Origin of the sequence: Burkholderia sp. MSMB0856, assembly GCF_001524645.2 — a bacterium.
In the GTDB taxonomy this organism is placed as follows: domain Bacteria; phylum Pseudomonadota; class Gammaproteobacteria; order Burkholderiales; family Burkholderiaceae; genus Burkholderia; species Burkholderia diffusa.
Window position 1 is genome coordinate 1,314,301 of the sequence record NZ_CP013428.1, and the last position, 12,088, is coordinate 1,326,388.

The 12,088-nt window shown below is 68.7% G+C and carries 14 protein-coding genes and 1 riboswitch; of the genes, 5 read left to right on the forward strand and 9 right to left on the reverse strand.

Annotated features, from left to right (window positions below; genetic code table 11):
• Position 1 precedes the first annotated feature (1 nt).
• Genes WS87_RS23395 through WS87_RS23410 form a run of 4 tightly spaced genes read right to left on the reverse strand, consistent with a single transcriptional unit; the run spans position 2 to position 2,933 of the window.
• Positions 2-877, reverse strand: coding sequence for an SDR family NAD(P)-dependent oxidoreductase (locus tag WS87_RS23395; protein WP_059690163.1), 876 nt, complete (start codon positions 875-877; stop codon positions 2-4).
• A 42-nt stretch (positions 878-919) separates the two neighbouring features.
• Entirely contained in the window at positions 920-1,912 is a 993-nt protein-coding gene (locus tag WS87_RS23400; protein WP_059819150.1) for an NADP-dependent oxidoreductase, read from the reverse strand.
• A gap of 54 nt (positions 1,913-1,966) precedes the next feature.
• Positions 1,967-2,599 carry a Dabb family protein gene (locus tag WS87_RS23405; RefSeq protein ID WP_059819151.1) on the reverse strand — a complete coding sequence of 211 codons (633 nt, stop codon included), beginning with the start codon at positions 2,597-2,599 and terminating at the stop codon, positions 1,967-1,969.
• Positions 2,589-2,933: a hypothetical protein gene (locus WS87_RS23410; RefSeq protein WP_059819152.1), complete on the reverse strand. Its 345-nt coding sequence runs from the start codon at positions 2,931-2,933 to the stop codon at positions 2,589-2,591. The genes WS87_RS23405 and WS87_RS23410 overlap by 11 nt, the downstream gene beginning before the upstream one ends.
• Before the next feature lie 169 nt (positions 2,934-3,102).
• On the opposite strand from WS87_RS23410, the gene WS87_RS23415 reads away from it, so the two are divergent.
• Positions 3,103-4,146 (forward strand): helix-turn-helix transcriptional regulator, encoded by a 1,044-nt coding sequence (locus tag WS87_RS23415; RefSeq protein WP_059819153.1) that lies wholly within the window; start codon positions 3,103-3,105, stop codon positions 4,144-4,146.
• Positions 4,147-4,260: 114 nt separating this feature from the next.
• Positions 4,261-4,453: riboswitch (cobalamin riboswitch) on the forward strand.
• Between the two features lie 316 nt (positions 4,454-4,769).
• Positions 4,770-6,698, forward strand: a complete 1,929-nt coding sequence (locus WS87_RS23420; protein WP_059819154.1) for a TonB-dependent receptor domain-containing protein — start codon at positions 4,770-4,772, stop codon at positions 6,696-6,698.
• 34 nt (positions 6,699-6,732) lie between these two features.
• Here WS87_RS23420 and WS87_RS23425 read toward each other — a convergent pair whose 3' ends face one another.
• The gene (locus WS87_RS23425; protein ID WP_059819155.1) at positions 6,733-7,371 is read right to left on the reverse strand and encodes a LysE family translocator; all 639 of its coding nucleotides are present in this window, start codon (positions 7,369-7,371) and stop codon (positions 6,733-6,735) included.
• A 114-nt stretch (positions 7,372-7,485) separates the two neighbouring features.
• Between WS87_RS23425 and WS87_RS23430 the strand changes: the two genes are divergently transcribed.
• Both WS87_RS23430 and WS87_RS23435 read left to right on the forward strand, forming a co-directional pair.
• A complete protein-coding gene (locus WS87_RS23430) occupies positions 7,486-7,947 on the forward strand; it encodes an Lrp/AsnC family transcriptional regulator (RefSeq protein ID WP_059525614.1) in 462 nt (153 codons plus the stop codon).
• A 63-nt stretch (positions 7,948-8,010) separates the two neighbouring features.
• Positions 8,011-8,421 carry a VOC family protein gene (locus WS87_RS23435; RefSeq protein ID WP_059819156.1) on the forward strand — a complete coding sequence of 137 codons (411 nt, stop codon included), beginning with the start codon at positions 8,011-8,013 and terminating at the stop codon, positions 8,419-8,421.
• 12 nt (positions 8,422-8,433) lie between these two features.
• Here the strand turns inward: WS87_RS23435 and WS87_RS23440 are convergent, their stop codons facing one another.
• The 3 genes from WS87_RS23440 to WS87_RS23450 are packed head-to-tail and all read right to left on the reverse strand — an operon-like array spanning position 8,434 to position 10,253.
• A complete protein-coding gene (locus WS87_RS23440) occupies positions 8,434-8,781 on the reverse strand; it encodes a copper-binding protein (protein WP_059819157.1) in 348 nt (115 codons plus the stop codon).
• A 39-nt stretch (positions 8,782-8,820) separates the two neighbouring features.
• Positions 8,821-9,612: a DUF2182 domain-containing protein gene (locus WS87_RS23445; RefSeq protein ID WP_059819158.1), complete on the reverse strand. Its 792-nt coding sequence runs from the start codon at positions 9,610-9,612 to the stop codon at positions 8,821-8,823.
• Positions 9,609-10,253 carry a DUF1326 domain-containing protein gene (locus tag WS87_RS23450; protein ID WP_059819159.1) on the reverse strand — a complete coding sequence of 215 codons (645 nt, stop codon included), beginning with the start codon at positions 10,251-10,253 and terminating at the stop codon, positions 9,609-9,611. Before WS87_RS23450 ends, WS87_RS23445 begins: the two co-directional genes overlap by 4 nt.
• 343 nt (positions 10,254-10,596) lie before the next feature.
• Between WS87_RS23450 and WS87_RS23455 the strand changes: the two genes are divergently transcribed.
• Entirely contained in the window at positions 10,597-11,763 is a 1,167-nt protein-coding gene (locus tag WS87_RS23455; protein WP_059819668.1) for an MFS transporter, read from the forward strand.
• 23 nt (positions 11,764-11,786) lie between these two features.
• On the opposite strand, the gene WS87_RS23460 is transcribed toward WS87_RS23455, so the two are convergent.
• The gene (locus tag WS87_RS23460; protein ID WP_059690174.1) at positions 11,787-12,035 is read right to left on the reverse strand and encodes a hypothetical protein; all 249 of its coding nucleotides are present in this window, start codon (positions 12,033-12,035) and stop codon (positions 11,787-11,789) included.
• Positions 12,036-12,088: the final 53 nt, after the last annotated feature.

The window sequence follows — 12,088 nt, forward strand, 5'->3', positions numbered from 1 at the left end:
GTCAAAGTCCTGTCGGGTCGATGCGCGGATGCGCGTACGCGGGAACCACGGGTGGCGGCAACGGCGAGCGGCCGTCGAGCGAGCGCACCGCGAGCCCTTGCGACAGCGGGAAATGCAGGCTGTGCGCGACGAGGCCCGTGCGCTCGCTTGCCGGCAGGCTGCACAGCGCGAGCGCGGTTTCCGCGAGATACGCGACGTCCTCGGTCGGATAGCCTTCGGGGATGTAGCGGGCCGCGCCCGGCGTGCGGATCGCGGTACTCGGCGCGACCAGGTTCACCGCGATGCCGTCGGCTTCGAGCTCGGCCGCGAGCCCTTGCGTGAAGCGCGACAGCGCGGCCTTGACCGCCGCATAGACGGTCGCGCCGCCCGCGCGCGAGAAATCGTCGAACGGCCGCGGCGGCGCGAGCGCCGTGACCGAGCCGACGTTTACGATCCAGCCGGCGCCGCGCGCGCGCATCAGCGGAATCGCGGCCTGGCTCAGCGCGAACGGGATGCGCAGATAGTGCTCGATCGTCGTGTCGAACATCGTCATCGGCATCGCGTCGACGCGCGCGTAGTCGGCCACGCCCGCGTTGTTCACGAGGATATCGAGGCCGCCGGCCGCCTGCGCCGCGCGTCCGACGAGCGCGTCGCGCTCGGCCGGGTTCGACAGATCGGCCGCCAGCGCGATCGCGCGGCCGCCCGCCTGCTCGATCAGCGCGACGGTTTCGGCGAGCGTGCCGGCGGTCGTCGCGGATTGCGTGAGGCTGCGCGCCGTCACGACGACGGTCGCGCCCTCGGACGCGAGGCGCTGCGCGATCGCGCGGCCGATGCCGCGGCTCGCGCCGGTCACGAGCGCGCATTTGCCCGCGAGCGTCGCGGTTCGGGTGTCGGTCATGATGTCTCCGGTAAAGGGGTGTCGTGCGCGGACCGTTCCGTGTCAGCCCGCGATATCCGCAACGTGCAGCACGAACTTGGTTTTCGCGTCGCCCGTTTGAACGAGATCGAGTGCGCGCGCCGCCTGTTCGAGCGGGAAACTGTCCAAGCGCGGCACGCGCAGCACGCCCCGGCCGAGCCGTTCCGCGATCACCGCCAGCGTGGCGCCGCTCGGCATCCGGCTGTACGTCATCGCGGTGCGCAGGCCGCGCCGCGCGGCTTCGGCGCCCTGCGCGGCCAGCCGCTCCGCATCGCCGGCCGCGAGCGTCATGATGTTCACGAGCGTGCCGCCCGGTGCCAGCAGGTCGAGTGCATCGGGCAGCGTGTCGCCGCCGACCGCATCGAGCACGAGATCGACGCCGCCGGGCGCCCACGCCCGCACGGCCGCCGCGATGTCCTGCGCGCGATAGTCGATGCTCGCCGCCGCGCCGAGCGCCTCGACGCGCGTGCGATTGCGGGCCGAGCATGTCGCCGCGACGCGCGCGCCCGCCTGCACGGCAAGCTGGATCGCGAACGTGCCGACCGCGCCCGCGCCGCCGTGCACGAGCACGGTCTGCCCGTCACGCAGCGCGCCGTCGTCGAACAGGCCGGCCCACGCGGCCAGCGCGGGCGTCGGCGTGGCGGCCGCTTCCGCGAAGCCGACCACGTCGGGCAGGCGCACGACCGAGTCGTGCCGCACCGCGACGTATTCCGCATACGCGCCCCAGCGCCCCGCGCCGACGTCGGTCTGCGCGAACACGCGCATCCCCGGCGCGAAACCTTCCACGCCCTCGCCGACCGCCTCGACCACACCAGCCGCGTCGAAGCCGATCACGAACGGAAACGTGATCTGCATGAACGCGCCGAGATAGCCTTCGCGGCATTTCCAGTCGGCGGGATTGACGCCCGCGTACGCGACGCGGATCAGCACGTCGCCGGGGCCCGGCCTCGGTGCGGGAACGTCGGCCATTCGCAGCGCGTCGGAATGGCCGACGCGGTCGATCAGCAAGGCTCGCATGGTGGTGTCTCCAGGGTTGTCGTTTGCATGGCGGCAGCTCGCGTGCGCCGCGCGTCACGCGGCCGTGTCGGCCAGCAGGCTCGACGCGAGCGGACAGAACGCGTGCGAGATCGCATCGACCGTCCAGTCGGGGCTTTCGGCGTCGAAGCGGCGGTCGACCCAGCCCCAGTGATACGGATGCAGCAGGTATTCGCCGAGCAGATCGCCGACGTGCGCGAATTCCTGCTGCCAGACGTGGGTCCACGCACCCGGCGTCACGATCCGGCTCAGCCGCCAGTTGCGGATGCCGGGCATGAACGCGGGCATGCGCAGCAGTTCGCGCTCGAGGTCGCGCACCTGTGCTTCGTCGGCCTTCGGCCGCACGCGCAGCATCAGCGTGCGCCATACGCCATCGCGCAGCGCCGGCTCGCGCAGGCCGCCGCCGACCGCCCGGCATGCGGCGCCGTCGATCCGCACGACGCCCGGTATGCGGGCCAGCGCGGTGAAGTCCGGCGCGTGGTCGACCGCCCGTTCGTCGCGCAGCACGTCGAGCGTGTAGTCGCCCGCGTTCCAGCAGCCGTCCAGATTGCGCGCGAGCGCCACGCGGGTCGCGCCGGGCAACGCATGCGCGGCGTCGCGCAATGCACGTTCGAACGCGCCGGCATCGTCGGTCGCCGAAGCGAATATCTGCGCCGTGTCATGCCGCATGGTCGACCTCCGTCAGCGCAGGCAGCGGTACATCGGCGTCCGTCATCACATGGCGGCGGCGGGCGTCGCACAGCGCGTCGACGGCCATCCAGAACGCGACCACGTCACCGTCGGTCAGCGCGCGCATCCGGTAGTACGCCGCCGCATCGGCAACCCGCCATGTCAGCCACAGCGTGCTCGACTGCCCCGGCACCGCGACGGGCGGCGACACCCAGCGGCCGGCCGCCGTCAGTCCGCGCGCCGCGTGGCCCGGCAAATAACGGTCGCGCAGCAGCGCCAGCACGTCGGGAATGCGCTCGGGCGCGAGGGTGATTTCGTCTACGATCTGGATCATTCGCGGGTCGTCTCGAGAAGTTCGCGGCGTAATGCGATGCCGGTCGCCTACGCCGTTCCGGCGAGGCCGGAAGCGGCCGGCGTGGATAGCATTCTTGCGTGGCGACGGCCGGCGAACCCCTACCGGCCCGCTCACCGGCCCCTGTCGTAACGCTCAGATCGGGAGAGAGATGAAACAGCGCGCAATGCCGGCACGCGGCCGCATGCTGCCGGGCCTCGGCGCCCGCCTGCTGGACGAGCTGACGCGTAGCGGCGCACCGCCGGCGGAACGACTGACGACGCCGGCCGCCGACGTCGCGTCGACGACGCCCAGCGGCTTCGTCGCGCTGTACCGCGACGCAATCGAGCGGCTCGAGGCGCAGGTTGCGCGCGGCAACGGCCATCCGCCGATGCGCAAGCAGGAAGTCGACCTGATGTGCCGCTGCCTGCTCAGTTGCGCGACGCTCGCCGACGCGATCCGCTGCGCGGCCGAATTCTGCGAGATGCTGACGCCGCGCGCCGGCGCGCTGTCGCTCGCGGTGCGCGACGGGCGCGCGACGTTCCGGATGGATTCGCTGCGCCGCACGCGCAGCCCGGCCGCGTGCCTCGTCGACCTGACGGGCTTGTTCTGCTATCTGCAGCTGTTCGGCTGGCTGATCGGGCAGCCACTTCGACCGGACGAAGTCTGGCTCGGCCATCCGCGCCGCGACGACGCGATGCCGCTGCTCGGGCTGTTCAACGCGCCGGTCGATGTCGGCCGCAAAACCTATGGCTTCGCATTCGACGCCGCGCGGCTCGATGCCCGCGTGATCCGCCAGCCGGGCGAACTGGCCGCATTCCTCGTCGATTTTCCGTTTCGTCTGATCGATGCGGCGCCGGCCGTCGTGTCATGGGCGCAGCAGGTGCGCGGCTTTCTCGACGCGGCGCTCGCGCGCGAGCAGGCGCTGCCCGCGCTTGCGGCGCTGGCGACATGGCTCGGCGTCAGCGAGGCGACGTTGCGACGGCGGCTGGCGGCCGAAGGCAGCGGCTATCACGCGTTGCGCGAGCAGTGTCTCGCCGACGTCGCGCGACGCTGCCTGCGCGAGTCCGATTGGCCGGTCGCGCGGATCGCCGCGCATCTCGGGTTCGGCGGCGAGGAAGCATTCCGGCGGGCGTTCGTGCGATGGACGGGCGTCGCGCCGAGCCGGTTCCGCCGCAATTGCCGCGCGGCCAGTGCGCCCTTTCCTCAGATGTAAAGTAAAGGGGTCCTCATGTCTCGCAAGCGAGGATTTGGAAAAGAATCCGGCGAGCACTGACGTTTTTTCGCATCCCCGCGCGCTTCGCCAATTGACGCGCCGGAGCGCTCGCCATTACGCTTGCGCGCTGATGGTTCCCGGAGACGGGATCAAAAGGGAACGCAGGAGAGGCAGCGCCTCGAATCTGCGGCTGCCCCCGCAACTGTGAGCGGCGAATCCGCACTACTCCAAGCCACTGGGAAACCGGGAAGGCCGGTGCGAATAGCGACCCGCGAGCCAGGAGACCTGCCATCGACCCGAGGTCCAAGCAGCCGCGCCGGGCGGGGTGTCCCGGAGCGCCAGGCACCGCCTTTGGCGGTCGCCCCCGTTGCATGGACGGCCCGACCTCAGGACCCTTCAGATGTCCAGTCTTTCCGCCTCCGCTTCCTCGCCGGAAGCGTCGTGCCGTCGCGCCAGCCAAGGGCGCGGCGTGTCCGCACGCGTGTGCCGTGCCGCGTCGTTCGATCCGCGCGACGACCGCCCATGCCGTCCGGTCTCGCGATAGACCAATACGAACCCGGGCGGTACGCACCGCCACCCGCTTACGCTCGTCGTACCTGCAACACGATCACGCTCATTGCCTCATGAATCTTCGCCACCTTCTCGCCACGTCCGCCGCCACGGCGCTGTTCGCCCCGATCGCCCAGGCCGCCGGCGACACGGCGCTCCCGCAGCCGCCCCAACCCGCCGCAGCCGCCGACCTGCCGACGATCAGCGTGACCGACACGCGGCACCTGCCCGAATCGTTCGACCAGCGCTATGCGACGACGCAGGTGCTCACGCGCGCCGATCTCGATCGGCTGTCGCCGAGCGACCCGAGCATCACGCAGGCGCTCGCGACGCTGCCGGGCGTGACCGTCTCGCAGAACGGCGGCCCCGGCTCGTCGGCGTCCGTAAGCATCCGCGGCTCGTCCGCCAACCAGGTCGCGGTGTTCATCGACGGCATCCGGATCGGCTCGCCGACGACCGGCATCGCGCCGTGGGCCGACCTGCCGACCGACGCGTTCGAACGCGTCGAGGTGATCTCGGGGCCGGCCGCCGCATCGTTCGGCGCGAACGCGATGGGCGGCGTCGTGCAACTGTTCACGCGCCGCGCCGCAGGCCAGCCGAACCAGACGACCGTGTCGTTCGGCGGCGGCTCGAACAAGACCTTCGACACGCAGGTGCGCACGTCGGGCACCGTGCCGTCGACGGGGCCGCTCGCCGCGCTCGGCGGCCTCACCTACACGCTCGGCCTGCACGACTACAACACGGCCGGCATCGACGCAACGCGGCCGTTCGCATACGGGCACGAGGCCGGCCGCAATCCGTATCACGCGCAGGACCTCGATGCGCGACTCGGCTACGCGCGCGACAACTGGTCGATCTCGACGTTCGCGCTGTATCACCGTTCCGACCTGTCCTATGACAACGCCGGCTTTGCGAATCGCGAGCTCGATCATCAGCTGACGACCGGCATCGCGTTCCATCTCGACATCACGCCCGACACGCAGTTCGACCAGTCGTTCGGTTATGCGAACGACCGCCAGTTCCTGTATGCGAGCGACCCGACCATTCCAACCGACCAGATCAACTCGCAGCGCATCAGTTCGTCGACGTCGCTGACCCATCAGGAACACGGCTTCCGGCTGTTCGGCCTGCCGCTGTCGGGCGAGACGAAGGTCGCGTACGACTTCACGCGCGAACAGGCCTTCCTGCCGGTCGACGTGCCGGACGGCGTGCCCACGCGCAACGACTCCGCGTTCTCGCTGCATCAGTCGGCGACGCTCGGCAGCGTGACGATGTTCGTCGCGGGGCGGCACGAGATCATCGCCGGCAAGGCCGTGAACACCGGCAACGCCGCGCTGTCGTGGGCCATCACGCCGGTCTATACGGCCCGCGTGTCGTACGGCAACGCGTTCCGCCTGCCCTCGTTCAACGATCTGTACTACCCGGGCTACGGCAACCCGGACCTGAACCCGGAACGCAGCGATTCGGTCGAGGCCGCGCTCGATGCGAACACGGCGTACGGCACGTTCAGCGCCGCGATCTACGACACGCGCATCAACAACCTGGTTGCCTACAACCCCGCGACGCGCTCGCCGATGAACATCGGTCGCTCGCATATTCGCGGCATCGACCTGTCGTACAAGGGCACGATCGGCCGTTATACGCCGGTGAGCGTCGCGGTCGGTTTCCTGAATCCCCAGGACGAAACCAACGACAGCTGGCTCAACCGCCGGCCGCGCCAGACGGTCAGCGTCAACGTCGACCACACGTGGGACGAATTCAACCTGCACGCACTGAGCACGGGCGCGTCGCTGAACTACGGCGGCACGACGTTCGACGACCCGGCCAACACGACGTATCTGCCGTCGTACCTGACCGTGAACCTGCGCGCGTCGTACAGGATCAATTCGCACCTGACGGTGTCGGCGACGCTGTCGAACCTGTTCGACCGTCAGTACATGACCGCGTACGGCTACAACACGCTCGGCCGCACCGCGTTCGGCAAGGTCAGCTACACGTTCTGACCGCGCGCGCGGTGTGCCGGTGCCGCGGCTTGCGTCATGACCAGACGACGCCGCGCATGCCCGCGATCAACTGGATCGCGCCGAACACCGCGATCACGACGGCCGACACGCGCGACAGCCCGTGCATGAACGTGAGCGGCATCTTCGTGCGCAACGCGGCGGTCGCGCTGCTCAAGCACAGCCACCACGTCGCGGATCCGAGGAACACGCCCGCGACCATCGACGCCACGGTCGGCCCCATCGTGCCGGCATGCGTGCCCGCCAGCGGGCCGAGCGCCGCGAAGATCCCGACGAAAGACAGGATCGTCATCGGGTTCGACAGCGTGAGGCCGAAGGTCGTCAGGAAATCGCGCAGCACGGTCGTGCGCGGCACGTCCTGCACCGCAGCCGACGCGGCCGGCGCCTGCCGCGCGATGGACCAGGCCAGCCATACGAGGAACGCACCGCCGACGATTTTCAGCGCGACGGTCAGCATCGGAAACGCGGTAACGATGCCGGCGACGCCCAGCGCGCCGAGCAGCCCGTAGATCGCATCGGCGCACGCGGCGCCGATGCCCGTCGCGAACCCCGCGTGAAAGCCGCGACTCAGGCTGCGCTGGATACAGAGCATGCCGATCGGGCCGACCGGCACGGCGATCGACAACCCCATCACGACGGACTTGATGAACAGCATGGCCGGCTCCTCGCGACATGCAATGACATGAACCACATCGTAGGGAAAGTCCGGTCGCCGCTGAAGACGGTTTTTAAGGAAAAATGGGGCCTTCACCTTAAAAACTCCGCCGCGATGGACGAACTCGACTGGAAGATACTCGCGCTGCTGCAGGCCAACGGCCGCATCAGCTACACGGAGCTGGCGCGCCAGGTTCACTTGTCGGTGCCGGCGGTGACGGAACGCGTGAAGCGCCTCGAATCGGCCGGCGTGATCGACGGCTACACGGCGCGGGTCAATCCGGCCGCGGCCGGCTATCCGGTGAGCGCGCTGATCGGCATCACGGTGCCGCAGCCGGCGAAGGCGAAATTCCTGAAACTGCTGGAGACGATTCCCGAAGTGGTCGAGTGCCATCACGTGACCGGCGCGGATTCCTACGTGATGCGGTTCGTCGCCGTCAGCATGGCGCACCTCGAGCAACTGATCGAGCGCATCAACCTGTACGGCGAAACGCGCACGTCGATCGTGATGTCGACGCCGCTGCCGGCGCGCGGGCTCGCGCGGCCGGCCGCGGCGGTCAAAGGCATGCGGGGGTGACAGGACGCCCCGCGTTGCGCGATGCTGTGCGCGACGCACCTTGCACGAACCGGACAACCTGCCATGTCAGTGATCGGACTCAATCATTACAACCTGCGCGCGGATCGCACCACGCTCGATACGCTGCGCGATTTCTACGTGAACGTCGTGGGCCTCCAGCCGGGCTATCGACCGCCGTTCCAGAGCAACGGCTACTGGCTCTACGCGGGCGGGCAGGCGATCCTCCATCTGTCGGAAGCGCGGCCGGGCGAGGTTCGGCCGGCGCACGTCGTCAACACGTTCGACCATATGGCGTTTTCATGCGAGAACGCGGCCGACATGGAACGGCGCCTGGCCGACGCGCAGGTCCGGTACTCGCGCACGTACGTGCCGCTCACGCGCCAGCTTCAGCTGTTTTTCACCGATCCGGCCGGCAATGGCGTCGAGTTGAATTTTGCTGAAACCGAGGGTGACTCCGGCGACGGACCGGGTTAGCACCGGCGATCGCTACTGCCGTTGCACGAGCTTCACGATCGTCAGCGTGCCCGCCACGCGCTCGACCCGGACCCTGACCTTGTCGCCCACGTGCAACGACTCGATCATCGCCGGGTCGCCGGCCTTGAACGCCATCGTCATCGGCGCCATCCCGACGTTCTCGAGCGCGCCGTGCTTCAGCGTCACCATGCCGTGCGCGGCATCGATCCGCTTCACTTCGGCATCGGTCAACGCCGAATCCGGCGCCGACATCTTCATGTCGCCCATGCTCATGTCGGACATGCTCCCGCCCGCACGCACCGGCGTCGCGACGACGGCCATCGCACCGAGGACTGTGATGGCGAGGCATCGGATTTTCATCGAGACACTCCGTTGTTGAGCCAAAGACGAACGCGCCCGCTACACCAGCAACGTCGCGACCGCCCACGCGATCAGCACGATGCCCAGTGCGCGGCCCATGCGCTCGCCGCCCGGCAGCACCTTTTCGACGAGCACGAACAGCGACAACGCGACGATCCACACGACGTTCATCACGCCGCCGACGAACAGCAGCGCCATCAGCAGCCAGCAGCAACCCACGCAATACGCACCGTGCCGCACGCCGAGCAGGAAGCTGCCCGCGACTCCCGGGCGCCAGTACGTCGTGAGAAACCGGACCGGCGACCGGCATTGCCGCAGGCACGCCTGTTTCAGCGGCGAGAATTGATAGGCGCCGGCCAGCGCGAGGACGATCGCGGACAGCGCGGCACTCTTCGACCACAGCATCATTCCGGAGATCAGGCCGGCAGGCTGCAGCAGCATCTGCAGCATGGCCGCGGCGACCGAGAACGCCAACCACGCGGCCAGGTAGCCTGCCAGCAGGAACGCCGACGTCACGGCCGCCCCGTCGCCCTGCGCACCGCGATGCCTCAGCACGCGCCGGTACAACAGCACGAGCGGCGCCGCGCCGGGCGTCATCATCGCGATCATCATCACCCACCACATCAGGACCACGGTCGCCAGCGATGGATCCATGGCCCCCGTGTCGTCGGCCAGCCGATGCGGAAACAACGCCACCGCCGTCATGTCCAGCGCCGACATGCCGGTGCCCGCGCCCGTCCACAGGTAGACCCAGCACGCGCCGACGAGCGCGGTCATGCCGAGCAGCGTGACGACGCGCTCGCGTCCGAGAAAATCGCCGACGGGGATCATGCCGCGACGCGATGCCGGATCAGCCCATGGTTGTTCAGGTGCAGCCGCGCGAACTGCGCGTAGCTCCGCTCGAGATTCAGCTCGATGTGGCCACGCGACCGGCCGGTGCCCGAACCGATCTCGGCCAGCTCGTATTCGAAGCCGTGCGGCAGGTCGATCCGCACGCGATGCTCGGCGCCCGTCACCGGATTGCGGATCGGCTCGCCGACGATGTCGAACACGCCCTCGACGCCGATTCGGCCGCGCCGCGCATCGACATCGACGTCGAAATCGATCTTCGCGAAGATCGGATCGTATGCGTGCTCGAGCGTCGACGCGAACACGGAGAACATCGTCGCGAACGGATCGGTGTCCTGACCGGTCATGATCTTCAGCACGGCCTCGCACTGCGCCGGACTCGCGCGCTCGTCGACAATCGGCTGGCACCGTCCGTGGCCTTCGTGAATCGGCCCCGGCCACTGGAACACGACTGCGATCCGGACGCCATCGAGCACCACGTCGCCGTAGTGGCCGCTGTCGATCGAAATCGCACCCATCGCTTCGCAGTTGCCGTGCGTCGGCAACGAATTGAACTGGCAGGGGCAACCGTATGAGCAATTGCAGTTCATTAGTTCGGTTCCCTGAATCTCCCAAGGCGTCATGGCTTCACCTCGCGCGTTCGGTGGCACGTAATGCTTCGAATCTAGTGCAGCGCACAGGGGAAAGCAAAGGCCGCGCGAGACGCGCGAGCGAGCGAGGTAAGCGCCGCCGGCGGCGTCGTGCGACGACGCTGATCGGACGAATGCGTTGTCGTCGTGCGGCGCCTCCGGGCGCAGGCCGCACCGCCCGAGACGGCGCGTCCGGTGGACCATGTTCGAGCCACGTCCGACAAGAGCCGATGGCGCGATCACGTCATCGCAAATGCGGGCATCCCGCATCGGTCCTGGTCCATACTGTCTCGCAATCGACGATTTCTGACCGTCTCTGCCGCCCCGGATGGCTGTCATGCGCGTTCAAACTGCGTTGCTCTTTCTCGTCGGCACCCTGCTCACCGCGGGCGGCTACGGCGCAACCTTCCTGCTGTCGATGCGTTTTCGCGCGATCGGCGGCAGCGATCTCGATACCGGAGCCGCACTGGCCGCCGCGACCGTCGGCACCTTCGCCGGTCTGGCGGTGGTCGGCTGGTTCTCGCGGCAGATCGGCGCCGCGCGGATCGCCGCGCTGTCGTCGCTGTGCATCGGCGCCGGCATCGTCGGCTTCGCACTCGTCGGGCGCGCGCCGGCCGCCGATTTGCCGTCCGGCTTCCTGGTCGGCTTCGGCTGGGGCGCGTTTCATCTGGCCGCGCCGATGTCGCTGGCCGAGCGGACCAGCGGCGCCGCCCGGAACGTGTGGTTCTTCCGCTCGGCGACTTTCCAGATGACGGGGATCGGCGCGTCCCCGGCGTTCGCCTCGTATGCGATGCGCATGCTCCACTGGTCGATCGACGACACGCTTTATGCGGTCGGCGCGCTATGTGCGGTCGCCTCGCTGATGTTCGAAGCGTTCGGTCGCCTGTGTCCGCACCCGCCCGCCGTTGCATCCGGTGGCCGCTGGGTGCGCGAACTCCGGGCCATCTCGCGCACGCGCGCGGCCGCGCCGATCGCGATGATCGCGCTCGGCACCTGCGTGTTCTCCGGCCTGATGACGTTCCAGATGTCGTTCATGCAAGGCACGCAGGCGCGCGCCGGCACATTCTTCAGCCTTTACACGATGACGGTGCTGAGTGCGCGCTGGCTGCTTGGGAAATGGGTCAGGATGGCGCGCCCCGAAACCGCGACCAAGGGGTTGCTCATGATGATGATGATGCTCGGTGCGCTCGCCATGTTCGGCGCCGCCCAGCATGCATCGCTACAGGCCGTCGCGGCCGTGCTGCTCGGCGCCGGCTACGGGCTCATGTATCCGGTCATCCAGGCGCAGGCGCTCAACGATTGCGCGGATACACAACGGCATGGCGTGCTGACGTGGTTCGTCGCGTCGTATTTCATCGGCACGTTCGGCTTTCCGTCGGTCGGCGGCTGGGTCATGGTACATGCCGGCAAGGGCGCGTTGCTGATGCTCATCGCGAGCTGTGGTCTCGCGGCGCTGTCGCTCGCGTTCCTGCACGACCGGCCGGCGCCGGTGCGCACGCAATAGGCGGCTGCGCGTCGCCCGCTCGGCTAACCGGGTTTCTTCGGCGCGCGGGCGACGGCGAACCACCCCATCACCGCGCCCGCGACCCACGCGCAGGTCAGCAGCAGGTCGAGGTCCATCATTCCTTCGAAATTCGCACTGTTCTCGAAGCTGCAATGCCGGCTGCCGAGGAACGCGATGCAACCGCTGGCGACCCACTGGACGTGCATGAATATGTGATAGACGGCGAAAGCCGAAGCGATGATGGCGACGCGCAGGCGTGTGGTCGTTTTCATTCGGCGCCGGAGGCGGAGGGATGGTCTGACGCCGATCTTAAGACAACGACGCC

Coding starts and splice junctions, on each gene's coding strand:
- WS87_RS23395 (WP_059690163.1), bottom strand. CDS start 877: ATGACCGACACCCGAACCGCGACGCTCGCGGGCAAATGCGCGCTCGTG.
- WS87_RS23400 (WP_059819150.1), bottom strand. CDS start 1,912: ATGCGAGCCTTGCTGATCGACCGCGTCGGCCATTCCGACGCGCTGCGA.
- WS87_RS23405 (WP_059819151.1), bottom strand. CDS start 2,599: ATGCGGCATGACACGGCGCAGATATTCGCTTCGGCGACCGACGATGCC.
- WS87_RS23410 (WP_059819152.1), bottom strand. CDS start 2,933: ATGATCCAGATCGTAGACGAAATCACCCTCGCGCCCGAGCGCATTCCC.
- WS87_RS23415 (WP_059819153.1), top strand. CDS start 3,103: ATGAAACAGCGCGCAATGCCGGCACGCGGCCGCATGCTGCCGGGCCTC.
- WS87_RS23420 (WP_059819154.1), top strand. CDS start 4,770: ATGAATCTTCGCCACCTTCTCGCCACGTCCGCCGCCACGGCGCTGTTC.
- WS87_RS23425 (WP_059819155.1), bottom strand. CDS start 7,371: ATGCTGTTCATCAAGTCCGTCGTGATGGGGTTGTCGATCGCCGTGCCG.
- WS87_RS23430 (WP_059525614.1), top strand. CDS start 7,486: ATGGACGAACTCGACTGGAAGATACTCGCGCTGCTGCAGGCCAACGGC.
- WS87_RS23435 (WP_059819156.1), top strand. CDS start 8,011: ATGTCAGTGATCGGACTCAATCATTACAACCTGCGCGCGGATCGCACC.
- WS87_RS23440 (WP_059819157.1), bottom strand. CDS start 8,781: ATGAAAATCCGATGCCTCGCCATCACAGTCCTCGGTGCGATGGCCGTC.
- WS87_RS23445 (WP_059819158.1), bottom strand. CDS start 9,612: ATGATCCCCGTCGGCGATTTTCTCGGACGCGAGCGCGTCGTCACGCTG.
- WS87_RS23450 (WP_059819159.1), bottom strand. CDS start 10,253: ATGACGCCTTGGGAGATTCAGGGAACCGAACTAATGAACTGCAATTGC.
- WS87_RS23455 (WP_059819668.1), top strand. CDS start 10,597: ATGCGCGTTCAAACTGCGTTGCTCTTTCTCGTCGGCACCCTGCTCACC.
- WS87_RS23460 (WP_059690174.1), bottom strand. CDS start 12,035: ATGAAAACGACCACACGCCTGCGCGTCGCCATCATCGCTTCGGCTTTC.